Below are 20,780 nucleotides of genomic sequence, written 5' to 3' on the forward strand. Positions count from 1 at the left end.
ACGCAATTGAATGAAAAAGGGAGACGGAAACGTCTCCCTTTTTTTGTCTGTCTGCGACGGATCAGGTTTCCAGTGGCTTCAGATGATCGTCGGCGCGCAGGGTCATAATGGCGATGGCGCTGATAATACAGGTCAGCGTCACGTACCAGGCGGGGATAAACACATTGCCCGTCCGGGCTATCAGACCGGTAATAATCAGCCCGGCACAGCCGGAAAACACCGCGTTAGAGAGCGAATAAGCCAGCCCCAGTCCGGTATAGCGTACCCGGCCAGGAAACATCTCTGCAAGCATGGCAGGGCCAGGCCCGGCGATGATACCGACCACCCCGCCCGCCATCATCACTGCCAGGGCTTTCAGCCAGACTGACGTGGTGGGCTGCTGGAGCAGCGCCAGCAGCGGAAAGCTGAATACAATCACCGTTACCATCGCCAGCAGCATTATGCGTCGCCGACCAAAGCGATCGCTCAGCCGTCCGGAGGGCAGGATGGTGAGGGCAAAGCCCAGATTACCCAGTACGGTCGCCGCCAGCGCCTGCTGAAAGCTGGCGTGTAATGACGTCTGCAGCCACGAGGGCATAATCACCAGGAAGGTATAGCCCGCCGCCGACCAGCCCATCATTCTGCCAATGCCCAGCACGATGGCTTTTACCACCACCGGTAAGGGCGCAGGTAGAGTATGCTGCGCGGCAGCAAAGGCCGGCGGTTCCTCCAGCTGAGTGCGCAGCCAGAGCGCCACCACGCCAAGCGGCAGGGCAAGCAGAAACGGCACCCGCCAGCCCCAGCGCGTGAGCTGATCGCTGGTAAGCACGGCGGCCAGAACCGCCACCGTCGCCGCGCCCGCCAGCAGACCCAGCGCCACGGTAAAGGACTGCCATGCGCCGTAGCGCCCACGCTTGCCCGGTGGGGCGAGCTCGGTCATCAGGGCCACCGCGCCGCCAAATTCACCTCCGGCGAACAGGCCCTGAAGCATCCTCAGCAGGGTAAGCAGCAGCGGGGCGGCAACGCCTGCAACGGCGTAGGTGGGCATCAGGCCAATCAGGAAGGTGGCAGAGGTCATCAACAGCAGCACGGCAATCAGCGTCGGTTTTCGACCAATGCGATCGCCAATACGACCAAAAATCATGGCGCCGATGGGACGGCAGAAAAAGGCCAGTGCAAAGGCGGCATAGGTCAGGATCAGGCCGGTCAGTTCACTTTCTCCCTCAAGCTGGAAAAAGTTTTTGGCAATAATGGTCGCCAGAAAGCCATAAACAGCAAATTCATACCACTCAATAAAATTGCCTGTTGAGGCGGCAATCAACATTTTCTTATCCGGAACGGGGGCAGTTGCGTTATGCATGGTTAATGCCTGGGAAGGTGAAAAGAGAAAGAGTGACAGAAAAAAACGCTGTTGGGTAACAGGAAGCCGTTATGACGGCAGCGCGTGAGGTACGCGCTGCCGAACCTGCTTATTTGATATCACCCACGTTGTTGCAGGTGATGCCTTTTGGACAGTAGAGATCCATCAGTTTCAGCGTGACGCCGTTGGTCCAGCCGAAGCCGTCCTGCAGCGGATATTCACCGCCGCCCCCGCCGCCGAGCCCTTTTCCTTCCACCACGTATTTCTCAACCAGCTTGTGCTCTTTGTCATAGGTGGTCTGAACATTTTTCAGGAAGCGAATGCCGATATCCTTCGCCAGCGCCTGCTGACCATAGTTGTTCAACCCCTCTACGGCCGCCCACTGAAGCGGTGCCCAGCCGTTCGGCGCATCCCACTGCTGGCCGTTGTTAACGGTGGTCGTGACCAGTCCACCCTCTTTCAGCAGCCGACTCTTCACCACGGCTGCCGTGCGGCTGGCCTGCTTATCGGTCGCGACCTGAAGGTAGAGAGGAAAGAGCGTCGCGGCGGTTAACTGCGGACGTACGGCACCTTTCTGCCAGTCGTAGTCCGCGTAAAAGCCCTGTTTCTCATCCCACAGATAGCGATTGATCGCCTGCTGACGTTTTTTCGCCAGCGCGTCGTAATGCCTGCTGGCGTCAGCCTGTTTCGCGACCTGATTTGCTTTCGCCAGGGTCTTTTCGAGATGGAACATCAGGGCATTCAGGTCGACCGGTACAATGCGCGTGGTCTGAATGGTGGAGATATCGTTCTGGGTGCCGAACCAGCGGGAGCTGAAATCCCAGCCGGAGGCCGCGCCCGCGCGCAAATCGCGATAAAGGCCCGCTTTCTCACGATGGTTAGCTTTCTCCGCCGTGTTGACGTCATCCAGCCAGGATTCGGTGCGCGGTACGTCGCGGGCATCCCAGTAGCGGTTAAGCAGCGTGCCGTCCTTCAGCTTCACCACGTTTTTACTCGCGTCTCCCGCCTTAAGGTTGTCCGCGCCCGCCATCCAGTAGTCGTACTCTTTCTGTAGCTGCGGCAGGTATTGAGTGTAAACGCCGTCGCCCTGATGCTGCGCCAGCAGATCGACCATCAGGCTGAAGAAGGGCGGCTGTGAGCGGCTGAGATAGTAGCTGCGGTTACCATTAGGGATATGACCATATTTATCCAGCAGGGAGGCGAAGTTATTCACCATATCCTCGACCCGATCCCAGTGTCCGCTCTCTGCCAGGCCCAGCATGGTGAAATAGCTGTCCCAGTAATAGATCTCGCGGAAGCGGCCGCCGGGCACCACATAGGGTTTTGGCAGCGGCAGCAGGGAATCCCAGCGCGCGGGCTGGCTGGCGGAGCGGGTCAGTACCGGCCAGAGGCCATTAATATGTTCGCGCAGGCTCTGCCCGGCAGGCGGGACATATTTATCGCCGTCGACGGGAAGGGTGAAGTTGGTGTCAACAAAATGGCGTAAATCGAAATTACGCTGCTTCTTCTGCATCTGCCAGTCGGCAAGAATGGTCGAGGGATCGCTCTTCGGGATCGCATCCGCAAAAGTTTTCTGATCGGAAAAAAGCTTCGCCGACTGCACGGCCTGAAACAGCGGCCCCAGGCGGATATCCGGCGGCTGGGGGGACTGACTCAGCATAGATTGCTGCGCGTCGCTTTGCTTTGCAAAAGCGGTATCGGCCAGCGTGGAAGAGAGAAGCAGTGGCAGTACCAGCATGGCCCGCCATTGACGTTTTTCGACTTGTTGCATTGGTTGTTCTCCATGTCCAGACCAAATCCAGTCTGTAAGTAGTTGACCCTGAAAAGAACTTTAGTCGATATTTCGCATTCCTTCCGCCACGAAGCCGGGAAGTGTGAAGCCGTACGGCTTTTCGTCAGGTGCAGTACCAGCAGGTCATACGGTCAGCGGGCAGATGGACTATCCCGGGCGCTGTTTTTTCTTTAATCTGAAACCATTCATCAGCATATTACCGAAAATAATGAGGGTTCTGTCATGACGAATTCCGCCTTTCCCCTGACGACGGGTGTTCCCCCGGCAAACCTGGCTGACCGCGTTCGCGGCGTCGTGCAGCAGGCGCTGGACGAGCGACGGCTGGTTGGCGCGGTGGTGCTGGTCGCCCACAATGGCGAGCTGGTCCACCAACAGGCCGCGGGCCTTGCCGATCGCGAAAGCGCGCGACCCATGACCCTGGAGACGGTATTTCGGCTGGCGTCAGTCAGTAAGCCGATTGTCTCTACCGCGGCAATGGTGTTGGTGGCGCAGGCGCGTCTGGATCTGGACGCCGGCATTGAACGCTGGCTCCCTGAATTCCAGCCACGTCTGGCCGATGGCGCACCGGCCTCCATCACTCTGCGACAGCTGCTGTGCCATATGGCCGGGCTAAGCTACCGCTTTTCCGAGCCTGATAACCAGGGCCCCTGTGCGCGCGCAGGGGTGTCCGACGGCCTGGATGCCTCCGGCATCAGCCTTGATGAGAACCTCCGCCGGCTGGCCAGCGTACCGCTGCTGTTCAGGCCGGGTACGGACTGGCGTTACTCACTGGCGACCGACGTACTGGGTGCGCTGATCGCCCGCGTTCAGGGTACGACGCTGGATGTGGCGGTACGGGATCTGGTGACGGGTCCACTGGGTATGACCGATAGCGGATTTGTGATGCACGACACCCAATCTGTCGCCACCCCCTACGTAAACGATACGCCGCAGCCGCACCGGCTGGCAGAGGGGGAAACCGTTCCTTTTGACGATGAGACCCTCGGCGTACACTTCAGCCCGGGGCGGATCTTCGAACCGTCCGCTTTCCCCTCGGGTGGAGCGGGTATGGCGGGCACCGCAGGCGATGTTATGCGCCTGCTGGAAACGCTGCGCCAGCAGGGCGGAGAGCTATTGCCCGCCGATCTGGTTGCAGAAATGGGCCGCGATCAGACCGGCGGCATAAACCTCCCCGACAATCCGGGCTTCGGCTTCGGCCTGGGGTTTGCCGTTCTGCGTGATCCTCAGCAGGCCGCCTCGCCGCAGTCAGCCGGTACCTGGCGCTGGGGAGGCGTTTATGGTCATTCGTGGTTTGTGGATAAGGAGCAGGGCCTAAGCGTGGTGGCATTAACCAATACGCTGTACGAAGGGATGTCCGGCAGTTTTGTCACCGAGCTACGGGATGCCGTTTATGCCGGGCTGGAGCCGGGGTAAGGCTGGGTTTTGGTTGGGGTAAGGCTGGGGTTGTGGAGGGCTGGAGTTGGTGTTTGGCGGGAAGTGGGATGGGAACGGCGTGGGTGAGAAGAGGCGGGTGGATGGGGCGAAGGGAGGGACGCTTCGGGGGAAATAAACCTTACTAAGATCCACGCATGCGCGTGGATTTTATAGGTTTTTTTTGATGTCATCTTACCCGCCAATAGTGCACACGCGACTAAGTGAGTAAACTCTTAACCAGAGGTCGCTCACATGACAAAGCCAGCATCAACCAGTAAGAAGCCACGTATGCAACATACGCCTGAGTTCCGCAACGAAGCCCTTAAGCTTGCAGAACGCATCCTCCAAAAGGCCGCGACATACTTCGCGAAGCGCCTGAAATGAAGTAAATTTGCCACTCAGATCGTTTGACTCTGGGGCAAACCTCGCAATCCATGCTCGACCATCGCCATGTAAACCGCAAAGTAGTTCAGCACCATTTGCATGAAGGTCAGGTGCAGGATGATGGTGTTGTTCTCTGTATCGAGCGTCAGTAATCCGCCAACCTCTGCGGCTTTCAGGCATCGTCTGATGTGCGAGCGTGACACACCACACTTGAGCGAGGCTTTCAGGTAGTTGTATTTGATCACCGCCGTCTGCTGTTTGATGCTCTCGATATAGAGATCCATCAGCAGCATATGCCCGGCATCTCTGAAAATGAACGCCTTACAATCCGGCACCATATCGAAGATATACACCTGACTGAGGGTGATTTCGGCATATTTTTGGAAATAAGCAGCGGTGAAATTTTCCATTTTCAGACATCCGGATACATCGAAATCAGGATAAAGCATCCCATAGGGGATCATCATGGTATTAATTAACGCACGGGTTTCATCAAGCGCTTTTGACGTCACCTGATAGTTTAACTTTCGTTTATCCTGGGGATCCTTTTTGACGTCCATACGGCCACCTACCCGGATAAAGAGCAGAAAGGAATCGATCGTATTGTCACTGATTAACCCCGTTTTTTTACAAAAATCTTTTACGTGGCGAAGCGTCGGTTTTTCTGTCGTAAAAAAATACGCCATGATGGCCGAACCGATAATAAAACGGTTTGCTTTAAAAATAACCTTAAAATAGAGAGGCTTAGTCAGATAAAGTCTAAACAGAAGTTTATAGTGCTTCTGTATGGCTGCCTCAATATCTTTATGATATTTAATTACTTCTGCACGGAGGGAAATTAATTCTGTGAGTTTTTGTTTGCTCTTCATATTGATGCTTACTTTGCCTGGTTCCATAATACAAATAGAAAAATATCGCCATTGTTTTTTAGTGTTAATTTAAAATTCGTTGAGAAATGGTTAGTTGCACTATATGGCGACAGTGGGTGTTTAGCGATTTATGTTAAAATTAATAAGGGTCTTTATTGCCCTTCTCAGGATAATCCTAGCACTAAAGTGTCTATTTCTCATAAACCCTGATTTCATTCTTACCGGTTAAAATAGTTTAAAAACCCGATACCCTTACTTTTATTGTGTGTATTTTAATTAACTATTTCATTGAGTTAGGCGATTTTTATTACAGCATGGATCTTTCTGCCCTTTCTCTTAAAAAATTAACCACAAAAATGGACAGTGACATATCAGAGGCTGTGTGAGAATTTTCTTATCGCCAGGTTATACCCGTGAGCTCAGATGTCCGGGTTAACAGGGGTACTCTCAGGAGGGGAAATTACCGGCACGTTTTTTTAATGGATCTTATAAGGATTTATCATGGAAGAGTCACGTCATCAGACCCTGCGTTACGGCAATTCTTTTGCGTTCTTTTGTAAAAAGAAGTGCGCCACGCTACGGTGTTTCTTACTGATAGTAATGACTTTTTTATCCATGCCTGCTGCATTGGCAAATATGAGCGTTTATCCCATGGAGGTGACGCTAAATAGCCAGGGCGCAGCGCAGGTACAGACTTTGTCGCAAAGCGGCGAGGCGCAGTTTATTAAAGTCAGCATTAAGCGAATTGATCACCCTGCCACACAATCTGAAAAAGAAATATTGATAGAAGATGCGGTTTCACGCTCGCTAATTGCTACCCCGGATAAATTCGCGCTGGCATCGGGTTCGCAACGTATCATTCGTCTTATTTCGTTAAAACCCCCGGAGAAAGAGACTGCCTGGCGTGTTTACTTCGAGGCCGTCGGTGCGCCGGAGGAATTGAAGGATAACACTGGTAAGGAGAATAAAATCAGCAACCAGGTGGGCATCAATTTAGTCTGGGGCGTGCTGGTTCATATTCCGCCGAAACACGCTGTGTTATCACTCATTTCATTATCATCGAGCGACGTTAAAAACAATGGCACCGTGCGAGTGGTGATCCGTGAAGTCGCTCTCTGCTTGCAAAAAAATAACAGCGGCAGCTGCCGGTGGAAACAAGAACACGCCACGGTATATCCGGATGAGACATTGCGGCTCAAATCATGGGCGCCAGCTGAAATAAACGCTGCACGGGAAATAAGAATTAAATATGTTGATCAGAAAACGAGAAGTATGAACGAATACGTTCTCGGGAAATAATCAACTTATTCTAAAAGAATAACAACCTGTTTGTTATTAAGCAGTTCATTATCAATAAAACGGTCATGGATGCGCGGCATTCTTCAAGCCGCAGGTGAGTTGGCTGTATTAAGTCACCTTCCTGCAGCTCGAACTCTTTAGCGTTGTGACCACCACATGGATTTTCATGGAGCTACAAATGCAAAAATTAATCAAACCCCTTTTAATCGCTGCCGCGTTAACGGCTGCATTTAATGCACAGGCGGTGCAGAAAGATATTACTGTCAATGCCAACGTTGATTCGACGGTTGATATGACTCAGGCAGATGGTACTGCACTGCCGGGCACCATTAATATGCAATATATTCCTGGCCTTGGTTTATCTACTTATTCACTGGATACCAAAATCTGGTCGAATTCTTCTACCGCCAATATCAACGTGGCGCTGGTGAACACTGCCCAGTTAAACGAAACCGTAACCGGTACCGCCGTTCCGTTGAAAGTCACGCTGGGTGCAGATCTGAAACCGATCACCACCACGGCGACTTCCCTGACTTACGCATCCCTGTTTCCGGCGGGCACTGAGAACGGTTCTTCCGTTCTGCCATTGAAAATCTCCCCGGCAACCGTAGCGCCTCTGACGACCGGCACCTATTCCGGCGTGGTCAGCCTGTTAATCACACAGGCAACGACGTCGAGCTGATTTGCCTGAGTTGACTGATCGATTATTTCGGGGGGCAGTTTGCCCCCTTGTTATTCTTTTTCAGCAGGACGCTGTAATGAAGGTCAATTTCCGCATCGTTATAATCGCCTCTTTCATTACCCTGACCCCCTTTCTTTCAGCCCGTGCCGCCACCCAGGTTCCGCCTGGTTTTGAATCGCTGGTCACCGGCCAGACGCTGTGGCTCAATCTTTCTGTCTACGGGCAATCGCTCGGACTTTTTGAAGCTTCCGTTAACCTCGATACTGTCACTTTCCTCAAACCGGAAGACGTGGCGCAGGCAGTGATGGCGCATTATCAAAAGAGTTCTCAGCAGCAAGCGGTACTGGACCGGCTGATCGGCAAGCCTATGGCACGTAATGGAAATCTGGCGTGCAGCAGTAACGGCGGCGCGGCAGGGTGTGACTATCTGGCAACGGATTCCGTTGCGCTTATCTATGATGAAAATAATGCCAAAGTCGCGCTGTTCCTCGGCCCTGAGTTTGTGCCGCTTGCCGCAGACAAGAGCTCGCCATACTTCGAACAGACGGCAGAAACGGAAGCGGCGTTTATCCATCAGCAGAATATTAACTTCGTTACCAACAACGATGACCAGACGTTATCCGTGCAGGGCGCGGGCGCGCTCGGGCTGACGGAAAATAGTTATGCCGGTATTGACTGGGATTATCTGGCGCAGAAATATCGCCAGCAAAATCATCAGGATGTGCATTTTAACAACGTTTTCCTGCGCCGTGACGTCGGCAAACGCTATTACGTTCAGGCGGGGCGCATGGACTCGCGGGATATTTTCAGCAACGCAGGCGGAAATATTACCCTAAGCCAGTTGCCGCTCAGCACCATCGAAGGTGCGCGTGTTGGTTCCACGCTCGCCTGGATGAACAACTCACAGACCGCGCTGGGCACGCCGGTGACGGTGTTTATCACCCGCCCGTCGCGCATTGATGCCTATCGCGATCGGCAGTTGCTCGGCACCTTTTACCTGAATGAGGGGACGCAGAACCTCAATACCACCGCGTTCCCTAACGGCAGCTACACCGTGACGTTGCGCGTTTACGAAGATAACCAGTTGTCGCGCACCGAGCAGGTGCTTTTTAGCCGTACGGGCAATGCCACCAGCCAGAACATCGAATGGTTTGTGCAGGGCGGTGCCATTCCTGACCACGAGGTACAGGGCAACGGTGCAGAATCAAAAAACGGTACCGATCGCCGCGTGATGCAGGCGGGGATCAAAGTGCCGCTCACCCGTGAAGCCGCGCTCACCGGTGGTGTGGCCGCGACCAATCGCCACCATTTTATCGAAAGCGCACTCGATTGGAGTCACGGATTTGATAACCCGCTGCTCGACGGCATTCTCACCACCCGCTTCAGTTACCTGAAGGGCAGCGAAGGCTCGCGCGGCAACATTCAGCAGGTCACCTATAACGACGGTTTTTCCCTCAGCTTTTACCGGAGCGCGCTGTATGCGCAGGATTGTTACAGCAACAACGGCGGCCAATACGGTTTTAGCGGTTGCTATCAGAGCAGCAGCCTGATGTTCAGCGTGCCGGTGAAAAGCTGGTATGTGAACGCCGGTTACAGCGCCAGCAAAAATGAAGGCCGCAACGTGATCCCGGCGCAGCTCGATGATAAAGACGTGGTGCCGGTGTGGACACGCCGCAGCAGCTATAACAAAACGCAGACAGCCACCTGGCAGGCCGGGCTGGGGCGCGGTTACAGCGTCGGCGGCATCAATATCAATACCAGCGCCAACCTTTTTACGCGTACCAACAGCACCGGCATGAAGCGCGATAATGGCGGATTTCTCTCCGTTTCGCTCTCGAGGGTCAGCACGCCGACGATTAATGCGCGCTCGAACTACAGCTCGGTGGGCATGACTTATCAGACTGACCGCAGCAGTAAAGATCAGGTTAGCTATAACGTCGCGCAAAACTGGTATTTCGATGCGCAGAACCAGCAGGAGATCGGCGTGAATCTCAACGGGAATCAGGACAATACGCTGAATGCTTCGGTCTACGGCAAAACCAGCGGCGAGTACGGCAGCGGCAGTCTGGCGTTCAGTTCAGCCTCTTCGGGCGCGTCAAGCCAGCGTTTAAGCAGTAGCGGCAGCTATAACTCCTCAATGGCGGTAGCAAAATCTGGTCTGTACTGGGGGAAATGGGGTAACGGCCTGCCCGGTGCTGCCGTCGGGCTGAACGTCGAGAGCACCGATGACAGCAGGGATACCCGCGTGGATGTCTCCGTTGACGGCGCGGGCAGCGCCAGTCTGCACGGTACCGGCCGAACGTTGTTCAGCGTGCCGGCGTATACGCAAAGTAATATCAGCATTAATGACTCCATCGAATCCACCGCCGGTATGCGCAGTGAAATCACGCAGGGTGCCGGACGCCGGACGCTGTTTATCGCGCCGGGACGGATGCTGGTCAGCAAGGTGAATATCGTCTCGCGCTACACCTATCTCGGCAGACTGATGATCAATCAGCAAACGCCGCTGGAAGGAGCTACGCCGCTAAATGTCGCCAGCTGGTCGGGATTAGGGCAGGGCGGATTCACGGCGGAAACCGATCGCCGCATGGAAAATTTATATATGGCACGTGGCATGCAGATTTACCGCTGCGAACTGAAGGTGAAAAGCACGCATGACGTCGTGCGTTATGTCGGCGACAGCGATTGTAAAACGGTCGAACTCGCGTCTGTGCCGCAGGGCGTTCAGCAGCAGGCAAAAATGCTGATCGCTACCCGCCGGACGGATGAAGGTCCTCTTGCGCGGGCAGAGTTTTCCTCGCAGGAACAACAATAGGGATTTTGTATGAAAAGTAGATTTCTCGCCTGTCTGGCGCTGATATGCCTGATGGCTGGCGCGCAGGCGGCTTCGCTCACGCCGTCAGGACGCAATACCAGCATCGCCGTGTCCTTTGACCGGATGTCTGTACCGGCGCAGTTGCCCATCTGGACCAACGAAAACGGCGGTTATGACACCAACGATGCACCAAAATGGGGGCGGAACACGCTGGTTTGTCAGTCAGGAACCAGCAATCAGTACGGTGCCTGCCTGACGTTTCCGGTCTGGCTGGAAGCGTCCCCCGCGCCGTATCCCGTGCCGGTCTTGTTTACCGAAAGCACCACTAAACAGACGCTGGTGCTCAATGTCTATATGACCAAACGTAGATCGCTAAATAATGTGGTAGTGGCAACCAATCTGGTTCCGCTGAATGCCTTTGGCGGCGAGGTTACGCCGAGGAGCGACGGTACGGATTATTCAGCATATGTAACTTCGTCGGAGCTGAGTAAATTTCCCGCCGCCGGAACCTGGAGCGGAACGCTCAAAATGTCGCTGATGCAATGGCCCGTAACCTGTACCGGGAATCCGCAGAACGTGAACGTGGGCTGTACCAACGCGATCAAGCTGGCTGACTGGATCGCCAGCATGACGTTTAAGGTGACGGATTACGGTAATCAGCAGATCTATCTGCCCGAGTTTGGCAATGCGGCGGCGAATGTGGATCTCGGGCTGAAAATCCTCCCCGGCGCACGTGCCACCACCACCGTAAGCGGCAGCCGTTCGCTGGATATGTGTCTTTATGATGGCAATAATTCGGACAGCAACCGCGTAAGCCTGATATTTCAGGACGAAGGTTCTGCCGCGCCCTCCAGAGCCAGCGGGTTGTTTTCGTTATATCTCATTGGTGGGAATAAAAATCTGGCGCAAGATCGTCTGGATTATTCGATAGAGGTGATTAACCCGCTGACCAAAGCGCGGCAGACAGTGCAAAACGGCACCGAGGTCATCTGGAGCGGCACCAATAAAGGCGTATTACGACGCGTCGTATTACCGGGACAGCGCAATTCCGTGCTGTGCGTTCCCGCACCGATGGAGTTGATTACGCCGTCTTTCACTTTGTCGTCAAAAACGGCCGGGCGATATCGCGGTACCCTGAGGATTATTTATACCCCGACCACGCAATAATTCCCCGAAAGATTTATTTTCTACTGAAAAAATTGTTGGCTTAGTAGTTATGAATAAGACGCTTATACAGATGAAGGCTGTTTTTGAGGTTGAGTTTTTTAACCACATTCGCCTGATAACTGTAGAGCGTTTTTTTGTTTTTACCGGTTATTTTCGCCACCCCATCAATTGAACCTTGGGTGAATAAAGAACACAGGAAACTGAATTCGCGTTTTGTTAAATCATTACTCATCACGGATGAGGGAAATGACAGGCCGTTTTTGTGAAGTAACAGCATCTCCGCAAGTTTACTAATAATCATGTCTGTGGAGGATTTTTTATCGATAAAAAAGTCGGCTTTGATGCCGTATTCACTATAGTTAAAAATATTCCTCTCGAAGTCGGAGAAGAAAATCAACGTTGCGTTTCGATTGATTTTAATTCGTGTCAGATAATCGATGTATGTCAGCGTAGTGCGGAAATTGGCTGGTAAATCAAAAATAATCAACGGCGACGACATGGATTGACTTTTTCGGTCATTAAGCCTGTTTTTTATTTCACGAATATCGCTGCAACAGCATAACAGTGATTCACCGATCAACGCAGTCAGGCCCTGCTGGTGAAAGTAGGACTGATCCAAATAAATAGCATCCATTTTAATTTCCGATGAGGTTTTCCTTATTCTCCGAATAATATCGGTTTCATGGTGAAAGTTAACTGTCCATTTTTGGTGCTAAGTTTTTCTGCTACTTCCAAGCAGGTTATTCCTGATTATGGCTGGATCACATACGGGGGGCAGGTCAACATATATTGTAGGTTGAATTGTAAGTTTAAAAGGGCAGTTATAAAAACATATATTAATCAATGATAAAACATCAATACATCATAGTTTACGAAACATCAGCACTGCTGCTAGTACTGTTTACCCATGCATCAAGTTTATCAGCCCAATCCTGCATCATCACTTTACGTTCATCAAGATAGGTCGCATGGTTATAGGTGCGGCGAACATTGTTGCTATCGGCGTGCGCAAGCTGAGTTTCGATAGCATCAGGTCGATAGCCCATTTCGTTTAAACGCACACCTGGCGAGCCTGCGTCGGCTTAACTCCATCCGCGACTTACATTCGCGCTTGCTCGCACACTTCCCGCGAGCTTCGGCAAGTTTGACCGTCGGGTACTCACCCAGCGCAAGCATGCCGGATTTAACGTTGAGTTTAAACCGATAGCGCCAGGCCTTTTTGCCATTGGGTTTCACTTCGAGGTAGAGACCGTTGAAATCATTGAGCCGATAGAATTTTTCTTTCGGCCTGGCAGTGCGGCATTGCGTATCGGTGAGCATAACGGGCCTTGTTTATTTATTATACCGTTATTGAGCTCACTTAAAATCAAGGTGGAAGAATGTTGTACTCATCCACGTACTTATTTTTGACTGCGTTATTACGAAATGAGGTGAGCCTTTACGAAATGAAAAATCCACGCATGTGCGTGGATTTTGAAGGTTTTTTTTGATGTGCATGAGGTGCAGTGAAACCTCATAAGACAACAGAAGCTATTTAGACGTTGAACCGTGATTTAAATTTTATCTTATTGATATTTTTTATTTATTTAAAATTTTATATTTCACGTACTCATGCTTGTACTCATTTTGGAGTTGGCTCGCTTTCGTAATGCGAAGTTCGTAGGTTAGACTCCTATTATCGCAACATTCATTCCCGCGACCAAACTCAGGCAGGCTAACGCTTTTATACAGCTGGCGTTTATGCCGGTACTATCACAGGCGCTTCACTGGGCGGCGTATTGGTTGGTGCTGTGGGGCCGGGCTGGGAACTTGCTATCGACGCGCTGGGATTCGCTATTTCCGCTCCTCTTTATTACTGCATCCGAATAAGCGCAAGCCAGCGGGAAGTGAGCAGCCATTTTCTGCACGATCTGCGAGAGGGCTTGCAGGCGTTTATCGCCCGCAGCTGGGTCTGGACGGTTGTCATCCAGTTCACCATTGTGAATGCGGCTTTTAGCGGGGGGATGATGGTGCTGGGTCCTGTCGTGGTGGATGCATCAGTAGGACGAACCGGCTGGGGAATCAGCATCGCAGCGGAAAGCGTGGGCCTGATTGTTAGTTCTTTTATGGCGCTTCGCTGGCGTCCAAACCGCGACATGTTGATGGGCGTCATGCTGGTGGCGCTTAGCGCCGTCGCCTTTTTCTTACTTAGTAAAATGGCCGCTACACCGGCTCTGATGGCGGCTTTCTTCCTGGCCGGAATTGGGTTTGGGCAGTTTGGCGTGATCTGGGCGCATCATCTGCAAACCCACATTCCTGTCGATAAGCTCGTGCGCGTTTATGCCTGGGATGCGATGGGATCTTTTATCGCCATCCCGGTGGGCGAGCTTGCCGCCGACCCTTTGGCGCTGCGCTATGGTAACGCCCACGTGATGGTGGACTGCGCGATAGCAGTAATCGTGGTCTCTGTAGCCGCAAGCTTGGTACCATCGATAATGCGACTGGAACAGCGCCAAGCAATACGGGAATAAAAGTGCGAAGCAGAAAGCCTGACCTCGCTCCAATTCTTCATTGTCTGACCTGAGGTTAAAAACGATGCCGGGTAACGTAGCCGGGTCTCAAATAGAGGATCTAACCATGCTTATGTTTAATGTTTTTGGCCGTCCGATGGGTGTGAAAGCGGTGAGTTCTGGGTGGGAACTGTATCGGGTTGATCTCAATGAAAACAAAAGTTCTCGCCTGCATGACTATGTGATCCCTGCGGATGTGGAAACAGAAGGTTTAGCTCAGTGGCTGGACGATATTTTTCATGAAATGGCGACCGAAAAACATCCGGTGGTAAAACGAATTTCCTAAAACCCCGCGCTAGCTAATGCGCTAACGTCGCCGCTGGCCCAAAGGCGAAAAATTGATTACGGAAGCGTGAGATGTTGCGCCCGGACAAATCTGGCCTTAACGCTATCGCTAATGTTCCTTCGGCGCAGCCCGATACTGAAGCTGCGCCGCATTTCGTCTATCCCAATGTGATGTCGGGTGGGCAGAAGCAGGGGGGCGGCATTGCCCGCGCGCTGGCGATAAACCCGTCAATTTTGCTGTGTGACAAGGCGACATCGGCACTCGATCCGAACGCGACGGTACAAATTCTGCTGTTATTACAAGGGATTAATCAGCGCTACGGCATCACCATAGTGCTAATGACACACGAAATGTCGGTGGTGCAGAAAATTTGTCAAAAAGTTGCCGTGATGATGCACGGGCGAATAGTTGAGCAGGATAGCGTGCTGTCGCTTTTCGGTCAGCCCCAGGACGTCGTCACCGGCAGCTTTGTGCGATCGGTGATACACGATCGCTTACCGGGGCAAACTCTGGCGCGGATTAGGCAGAAGGGCCACAGTCGCGCGCTGCGGCTGGAGTTTATCGGCCAGAAGGCTCAGCAGCCGATCATCAGTCAGTTGATGCGCAAGTTTCCGGTTGAGGTGAATATCCTGTTTGCCAATATGTCTGAAGTACAAAGCACAATCCTGGGTTTTATGATTGTGCAGATTGGCTGCAAAACGGCAGATACCGAGGCGGCCATTCGCTATCTCCACCAGGCAAGAGTGAAAAGCAGCGCTGTTTAAATTATTTGATACCGCCGTCACCGGCGAGCAGTTTCTGCGTGCGCTGCACGATGCGAACGGTTCCACAGGACGATATTGCAGGAATTTTATCAGGTAGTGTTCCGCAAGAAACTCTATGGCGAACTCGATACATTACAATCGGATCTTGATGAATGGCTGGCTCACTATAATAATGAGCGAACCCATCAGGGGAAAATGTGCTGTGGCCGGACGCCGATGGAAACATTACTTGATGGAAAACGCATCTGGGCTGAGAAGAATTTAAGCCAGATGTAATCTGACAGATACCTGTATAAATAACCGGTAACTGTCAGATCAGGTCTGAGCTAATACAAATAATCGTTAATAATCAGTTTTAACCACCAATGCATTATGTTTACGAAACATCAATATTGCTGTGTGTGCTTCCTACCCATCCATCAAGCAAATCAGCCCATTCCTGCATCATCACTTTACGCTCATCGATAGAAGTTGCATGTGCGACGAACATTGTTAGTGTCAGCGTGTGCAAGTTGAGCCTCGATTGCATCAGCTCGATAACCCATTTCGTTTAAACGCGTACTCCCTGTAGTTCTGGTGGCATGGGGGCTGTATGTCCCACTCCAGCCGAGGATTTTAAGTAGCTGGCGCAGAGAGTGCGATGTCATTGGACCTAGCGGATTATCTCTGCCCGGGAAAAGGTGCTGCCTATGCCCGGTTAATCCCTGTAGTGTTCTGAGCATTTTGACTGCTTGGAAGGGTAGGGGAATAACGTGTTCTCTGCGGGCTTTCATTCGCGCTGCCGGAATGGTCCACAGGCCGTTATCAAGATCGAATTCTGCCCATTCTGCTTCGGTTGCTTCTGCAGGACGCGCCAATGTCCACCACATAAGCCACATGCAATAATTAACCTGGTACGAGCCACGACTATTGTCAAAACAGCTTAATAACTTTCCGATTTGCTGAGGATTCAGTGCCTGTTTATGCTGTGTCTTATTGGCGGGAAGGGCCTTGCGGACAGGCCATACAGGATCGCTATCAGCTCTAAGTGTCGCTACTGCCAACTCGAAAACCGATGAAATGGTTCGACGGGCTTCAGCGGCAACTGTCGGTGCCCCACGTTTAGCCGTTTCCTGAAGAATTTTAAGAATGTGATGTGGAGTGATCTCTCTGACTGGGAGCTTACCGATTGCAGGAAAAACCACACGCTCAAGCATATCAAGTCGCCGCGTTTTGGTAATTTCGGCCCAGTCTTTCATCTGCAACCACTCTTTAGCAATCAGCTCAAAGGTGTTAGATGAGTCATTGATCTTGCGAATCTTATCTAACTGACGAGCCTGTGTCGGGCTAACTCCCTCTGCGACTTGCTTACGCGCTTGCTCGCACACTTCCCGCGAGCTTCGGCAAGTTTGACCGTCGGGTACTCACCCAGCGCAAACATGCTGGATTTACCGTTGAGTTTAAACCGATAGCGCCATGCCTTTTTGCCATTGGGTTTTACTTCGAGGTAGAGACCGTTGAAATCATTGAGCCGATAGAGTTTTTCTTTCGGCTTGGCAGTGCGGCATTGCGTATCGGTGAGCATAACGGGCCTTGTTTATTTATTATACCGTTATTGTACTCACTTAACATGAAGATGGAAGAATGTTGTACTCATCCATGTACTCATTTCTGACTGCGTTGTTACGAGATAACTTGAGATGTTATGAAATGAAAAATCCACGCAATTGCGTGGATTTTATAGGGTTTTACCGTTGCTATGAGATTCAGCGAAACCCCATGAGACAGCAGATTTTATTTAGACGTTAAACAGGAAGTTCATCACGTCGCCATCTTTAACGATGTACTCTTTGCCTTCGGAGCGCATCTTACCGGCTTCTTTCGCGCCCTGTTCACCCTTGTAGGTGATGAAATCTTCATAGGCGATGGTCTGGGCGCGGATAAAGCCCTTCTCGAAGTCGGTGTGGATTTTACCGGCGGCCTGTGGAGCGGTAGCGCCGACCGGGATGGTCCAGGCTCGTACTTCCTTCACGCCTGCGGTAAAGTAGGTTTGCAGATTCAGCAGGGCATAGCCCGCGCGGATCACGCGGTTCAGGCCTGGCTCTTCAATGCCCAGCTCGGCCATAAACTCTTCGCGGTCGGCGTCGTCCAGCTCGGCGATATCGGATTCAACTGCCGCACACACGGCAACCACCACTGAGCCTTCGGCATCGGCGATTTCACGCACTTTGTCGAGGTAAGGATTGTTCTCAAAGCCGTCTTCGTTAACGTTAGCAATATACATGGTGGGCTTCAGGGTCAGGAAGCTCAGGTGGCGGATGGCCGCTTTATCATCGTCGTTAAGATCCAGCGAGCGCAGCATACCGGCATTGGAAAGGTGCGGCAGACACTTCTCCAGTGCGGCCTGCTCGGCCTTAGCGTCCTTGTCGCCGCCCTTGGCTTTTTTCTGCACGCGCTGGAGCGCACGTTCGCAGGTATCCAGGTCAGAAAGCGCCAGCTCGGTATTGATAACGTCAATATCGTCAGCCGGATCGACCTTATTATTCACGTGGATGATGTTGTCATTCTCGAAGCAGCGTACCACGTGGCCGATAGCTTCGGTTTCGCGGATATTGGTCAGGAACTGGTTACCCAGACCTTCACCTTTCGAGGCACCTTTCACCAGGCCAGCGATATCCACGAATTCCATGGTGGTCGGCAGGATACGCTGCGGCTTAACGATTTCAGCCAGCTTATCCAGGCGGGAATCAGGCATTGGCACCACGCCGGTGTTTGGCTCAATGGTACAGAACGGGAAGTTAGCTGCTTCGATGCCCGCTTTGGTTAACGCATTGAACAGAGTCGATTTTCCGACGTTCGGCAGGCCCACAATACCGCATTTGAATCCCATGTTTGAATCACCTTAATTGCTTGATCGCCCGGCAGATATAACCGATTCCGGACGGTCGATGTTGAGTAACACTAAAAGTTTCCGCGCATTATACACGTAATTATCGCTGCGATGGGGGCGATTTCTCTCCGGCCCGTCAGGAAATGAGTTGAGATCCACTTCACATTTCCTGATACTGACCGGACTTTACAATTAACGGAGACGCAAGCGGATGCCGGGCTTCCTGCTTACGCCATCCTGAGTGCTTCCTTTCACCGCACGGCTCTCCCCAAATGTGATATTTCTCACCGTAATGTTTAAACCGGTGCAGGCGTGGCATAACTTAATAATATTGGAAAAAGTATGTTTAATTTCAGCAACCTTAAGGCAACGGACGTTAAAAACGACGTGCTGGCCGGTGCCGTTGTCTCGGTGGCGCTAATCCCGGAAGCGACGGCCTTCTCGCTGCTGGCCGGTCTGTCGCCCACGATCGGTCTGCACACCGCGTTTATCCTCGGGCTGGTCACCGCCTTCTTTGGCGGTAAGCCGGGCATGATTTCAGGCGCAGCCGGATCGATAATCGTTGTACTGATCGGTCTGATCCAAACCCATGGCTATCAGTATGTGCTGCTGGCAACGATTTTCGCCGGTGTTATCCAGCTGGCAATTGGTCTGTTCCGGCTGGGCAAGTTTATCCGGCTGGTGCCGCAGCCCGCGATTTACGGTTTCGTGAACGGGCTGGCGATTGTTATCGCTCTGGCGCAAATCCCGATGATTAAACATCAGGGACCCGTGATGTACGGCCTGGTCGCGCTGGCGATGCTGATTGTCTGGCTGTTTCCAAAGTTCACCCGCGTCATCCCCGGTTCGCTGGCCGCGCTGATCGCTATCAGCGCCATTGCCATCGGTTTTGGCCTGGATACGAAACGCGTTGGAGATCTGGCCGATATCTCCGGCACGCTGCCTTTTTTCCACCTGCCGGAGGCACCGCTGAGCTGGGCCACGCTAAAAGTGGTGCTGCCCTATTCGGTGATTATTGCGCTGGTGGGGTTGATTGAGTCGCTGCTGACCCTCGCGGTACTGGACGATATGGGCAGTAAAAAGGGCAACGGTAACCGGGAGTGCGTCGCACAGGGCATTGGCAATACCCTTTGCGGCTTCTTCGGCAGCTTCGCCGGCTGTGCGATGATCGGTCAGTCGATTATTAACTTTACCTCCGGCGGTCGCGGACGGATTTCCAATCTGGTTGGGGCCGTTCTGCTGATCCTGTTTGTTATCAGCCTGTCGAAATATATCGCGCTGCTGCCGGTGGCCGCGCTGGCGGGTATTATGTTTGTGGTCTGCATCAATACCTTTGAATGGACATCGCTGCGTCGCCTTAAGCGCATGCCAAAGCCGGACGCGGTGATTATGGTGGCCGTTACCCTGGTGACCATCTATACCGACCTGGCCATGGCGGTTATCTGCGGCGTGATTATCTCGGCGCTGGTGTTTGCCTGGCAGCATGCACGCATTACCATCGTAGAGCAGCGGGAAGAAGAGGGCGTGAAGACGTACCGGCTTGAAGGGCCGCTATTCTTTGGTTCGGCTGCCAGCTTTAACGAATTGTTTCACCCGGAGCAGGATTGCGAGGCGGTGGTGATTGATTTTGCCCATACGCGCGTGATGGATTCGAGCGGCGTGGAGGCGATTGATAAACTCACCAGCCGCTACGTGGAGGCGGGACGCAGCGTCCGGCTGCGTCATCTCAGCCGTGACTGCATCAGCCTACTGAAGAAAGCGGGCCCGTTCTGCAGCCATGAGCTGGATGACCCCAACTATCAGGTGGCCGCAGACAGCGACTAATATTGCATCAGGCTTTAAACGCGTGAAGGCGATTCATCGCCTTGAGCTTATCTTCCTTCAGCCAGAGCTCGGTACAGCGGGCAGCCTCATCTATCGCACTGTCGATGAGCGTCTGCTCGGCGGCCTGAGGTTTTCCCAGTACAAATCCCACCACTTTATTACGATCGCCAGGATGCCCGATGCCAATGCGCAGGCGGTGGAAGTCCTGGCTGTTCCCCAGCTTGCTGATGATATCCTTTAGACCGTTGTGCCCGCCATGGCCGCCTCCCTGTTTGAATTTTGCGATGCCGGGAAGCAGGTCCAGCTCATCGTGCGCTACCAGAATCTCTTCCGGCGCGATACGGTAAAAGGTTGCCATCGCGGCGACGGCTTTACCGCTCAGGTTCATAAAGGTGGTGGGCACCAGCAGGCGGACATCGTTGCCACTCAGGTTCAGGCGGGCGGTGTAGCCGTAGAATTTGCTCTCTTCCTTTAGGGACTGGTTGTGTCGTTCAGCCAGGAGATCAACGTACCAGGCTCCGGCGTTGTGGCGGGTTGCGGCATATTCGGCGCCGGGGTTGGCAAGGCCCACAATCAGTTTAATGCTGCTCACTTGTCTCTGTTCCTGAAGAATGCGTTATCAGGGGGCTAGTGTACCTGGCAGAACGGCAGAACTCAAAGTAACGCGCAGTGATGTGACGAAAGCCACACTAATCGCCCTGCGTGATAATAAGTTTTCTATAGTAAAA

At 52.7% G+C, this 20,780-nt stretch carries 13 protein-coding genes and 5 pseudogenes; 10 read left to right on the top strand and 8 right to left on the bottom strand.

Features of this window, described 5'->3' with window-relative positions:
• Positions 1-61: 61 nt before the first annotated feature.
• Both AAGR22_RS09510 and treA read right to left on the bottom strand, forming a co-directional pair.
• Positions 62-1,339: an MFS transporter gene (locus AAGR22_RS09510; protein ID WP_345831360.1), complete on the bottom strand. Its 1,278-nt coding sequence runs from the start codon at positions 1,337-1,339 to the stop codon at positions 62-64.
• Positions 1,340-1,448: 109 nt separating this feature from the next.
• The gene (gene treA, locus AAGR22_RS09515) at positions 1,449-3,110 is read right to left on the bottom strand and encodes an alpha,alpha-trehalase TreA (protein ID WP_345831361.1); all 1,662 of its coding nucleotides are present in this window, start codon (positions 3,108-3,110) and stop codon (positions 1,449-1,451) included.
• Positions 3,111-3,353: 243 nt separating this feature from the next.
• Between treA and AAGR22_RS09520 the strand changes: the two genes are divergently transcribed.
• Positions 3,354-4,544: a serine hydrolase domain-containing protein gene (locus AAGR22_RS09520; RefSeq protein WP_345831362.1), complete on the top strand. Its 1,191-nt coding sequence runs from the start codon at positions 3,354-3,356 to the stop codon at positions 4,542-4,544.
• A 398-nt stretch (positions 4,545-4,942) separates the two neighbouring features.
• On the opposite strand, the gene AAGR22_RS09525 is transcribed toward AAGR22_RS09520, so the two are convergent.
• Entirely contained in the window at positions 4,943-5,797 is an 855-nt protein-coding gene (locus tag AAGR22_RS09525) for a hypothetical protein (protein ID WP_345831363.1), read from the bottom strand.
• A 501-nt stretch (positions 5,798-6,298) separates the two neighbouring features.
• Here AAGR22_RS09525 and AAGR22_RS09530 point away from each other — a divergent pair.
• The 4 genes from AAGR22_RS09530 to AAGR22_RS09545 all read left to right on the top strand — a co-directional run bounded on the left by AAGR22_RS09530 (position 6,299) and on the right by AAGR22_RS09545 (position 11,760).
• Entirely contained in the window at positions 6,299-7,096 is a 798-nt protein-coding gene (locus AAGR22_RS09530; RefSeq protein ID WP_345831364.1) for a fimbrial protein, read from the top strand.
• 178 nt (positions 7,097-7,274) lie between these two features.
• A complete protein-coding gene (locus AAGR22_RS09535; protein ID WP_067703360.1) occupies positions 7,275-7,778 on the top strand; it encodes a CS1 type fimbrial major subunit in 504 nt (167 codons plus the stop codon).
• A 76-nt stretch (positions 7,779-7,854) separates the two neighbouring features.
• A complete protein-coding gene (locus tag AAGR22_RS09540) occupies positions 7,855-10,593 on the top strand; it encodes a TcfC E-set like domain-containing protein (protein WP_345831365.1) in 2,739 nt (912 codons plus the stop codon).
• 9 nt (positions 10,594-10,602) lie between these two features.
• Positions 10,603-11,760 carry a CfaE/CblD family pilus tip adhesin gene (locus AAGR22_RS09545; RefSeq protein ID WP_345831366.1) on the top strand — a complete coding sequence of 386 codons (1,158 nt, stop codon included), beginning with the start codon at positions 10,603-10,605 and terminating at the stop codon, positions 11,758-11,760.
• A gap of 40 nt (positions 11,761-11,800) precedes the next feature.
• Here the strand turns inward: AAGR22_RS09545 and AAGR22_RS09550 are convergent, their stop codons facing one another.
• Together AAGR22_RS09550 and AAGR22_RS09555 are read right to left on the bottom strand one after the other, a co-directional pair.
• Positions 11,801-12,394 carry a LuxR family transcriptional regulator gene (locus AAGR22_RS09550; RefSeq protein ID WP_345831367.1) on the bottom strand — a complete coding sequence of 198 codons (594 nt, stop codon included), beginning with the start codon at positions 12,392-12,394 and terminating at the stop codon, positions 11,801-11,803.
• Positions 12,395-12,629: 235 nt separating this feature from the next.
• Positions 12,630-13,080, bottom strand: a pseudogene (locus AAGR22_RS09555) (integrase family protein).
• A gap of 369 nt (positions 13,081-13,449) precedes the next feature.
• Between AAGR22_RS09555 and AAGR22_RS09560 the strand changes: the two are divergent.
• The 4 genes and pseudogenes from AAGR22_RS09560 to AAGR22_RS09575 form a co-directional block, all read left to right on the top strand.
• Positions 13,450-14,270, top strand: a pseudogene (locus tag AAGR22_RS09560) (MFS transporter); the annotation flags it as partial.
• Between the two features lie 106 nt (positions 14,271-14,376).
• Positions 14,377-14,595: a hypothetical protein gene (locus tag AAGR22_RS09565; RefSeq protein ID WP_345831368.1), complete on the top strand. Its 219-nt coding sequence runs from the start codon at positions 14,377-14,379 to the stop codon at positions 14,593-14,595.
• Between the two features lie 158 nt (positions 14,596-14,753).
• Positions 14,754-15,359, top strand: a pseudogene (locus AAGR22_RS09570) (NIL domain-containing protein); the annotation flags it as partial.
• A 51-nt stretch (positions 15,360-15,410) separates the two neighbouring features.
• Positions 15,411-15,635, top strand: a pseudogene (locus tag AAGR22_RS09575) (integrase core domain-containing protein); the annotation flags it as partial.
• A 100-nt stretch (positions 15,636-15,735) separates the two neighbouring features.
• Here AAGR22_RS09575 and AAGR22_RS09580 read toward each other — a convergent pair.
• Positions 15,736-16,923 (bottom strand): annotated as a pseudogene (locus AAGR22_RS09580) (integrase arm-type DNA-binding domain-containing protein).
• Positions 16,924-17,136: 213 nt separating this feature from the next.
• Complete coding sequence (gene ychF / locus AAGR22_RS09585; protein ID WP_067703371.1) at positions 17,137-18,228, bottom strand: redox-regulated ATPase YchF; 1,092 nt, start codon at positions 18,226-18,228, stop codon at positions 17,137-17,139.
• A gap of 342 nt (positions 18,229-18,570) precedes the next feature.
• Between ychF and AAGR22_RS09590 the strand changes: the two genes are divergently transcribed.
• Entirely contained in the window at positions 18,571-20,052 is a 1,482-nt protein-coding gene (locus AAGR22_RS09590) for a SulP family inorganic anion transporter (protein WP_067703374.1), read from the top strand.
• Between the two features lie 7 nt (positions 20,053-20,059).
• Here the strand turns inward: AAGR22_RS09590 and pth are convergent, their stop codons facing one another.
• A complete protein-coding gene (gene pth / locus AAGR22_RS09595; RefSeq protein ID WP_345831369.1) occupies positions 20,060-20,644 on the bottom strand; it encodes an aminoacyl-tRNA hydrolase in 585 nt (194 codons plus the stop codon).
• Positions 20,645-20,780: the final 136 nt, after the last annotated feature.

This window comes from Erwinia sp. HDF1-3R, assembly GCF_039621855.1.
Taxonomy (GTDB): Bacteria; Pseudomonadota; Gammaproteobacteria; order Enterobacterales; family Enterobacteriaceae; genus Erwinia.

Excerpts from the sequence above, each read along its gene's own strand:
- AAGR22_RS09510 (WP_345831360.1), bottom strand. The coding sequence starts at position 1,339 with ATGCATAACGCAACTGCCCCCGTTCCGGATAAGAAAATGTTGATTGCC.
- treA (WP_345831361.1), bottom strand. The coding sequence starts at position 3,110 with ATGCAACAAGTCGAAAAACGTCAATGGCGGGCCATGCTGGTACTGCCA.
- AAGR22_RS09520 (WP_345831362.1), top strand. The coding sequence starts at position 3,354 with ATGACGAATTCCGCCTTTCCCCTGACGACGGGTGTTCCCCCGGCAAAC.
- AAGR22_RS09525 (WP_345831363.1), bottom strand. The coding sequence starts at position 5,797 with ATGAAGAGCAAACAAAAACTCACAGAATTAATTTCCCTCCGTGCAGAA.
- AAGR22_RS09530 (WP_345831364.1), top strand. The coding sequence starts at position 6,299 with ATGGAAGAGTCACGTCATCAGACCCTGCGTTACGGCAATTCTTTTGCG.
- AAGR22_RS09535 (WP_067703360.1), top strand. The coding sequence starts at position 7,275 with ATGCAAAAATTAATCAAACCCCTTTTAATCGCTGCCGCGTTAACGGCT.
- AAGR22_RS09540 (WP_345831365.1), top strand. The coding sequence starts at position 7,855 with ATGAAGGTCAATTTCCGCATCGTTATAATCGCCTCTTTCATTACCCTG.
- AAGR22_RS09545 (WP_345831366.1), top strand. The coding sequence starts at position 10,603 with ATGAAAAGTAGATTTCTCGCCTGTCTGGCGCTGATATGCCTGATGGCT.
- AAGR22_RS09550 (WP_345831367.1), bottom strand. The coding sequence starts at position 12,394 with ATGGATGCTATTTATTTGGATCAGTCCTACTTTCACCAGCAGGGCCTG.
- AAGR22_RS09565 (WP_345831368.1), top strand. The coding sequence starts at position 14,377 with ATGCTTATGTTTAATGTTTTTGGCCGTCCGATGGGTGTGAAAGCGGTG.
- ychF (WP_067703371.1), bottom strand. The coding sequence starts at position 18,228 with ATGGGATTCAAATGCGGTATTGTGGGCCTGCCGAACGTCGGAAAATCG.
- AAGR22_RS09590 (WP_067703374.1), top strand. The coding sequence starts at position 18,571 with ATGTTTAATTTCAGCAACCTTAAGGCAACGGACGTTAAAAACGACGTG.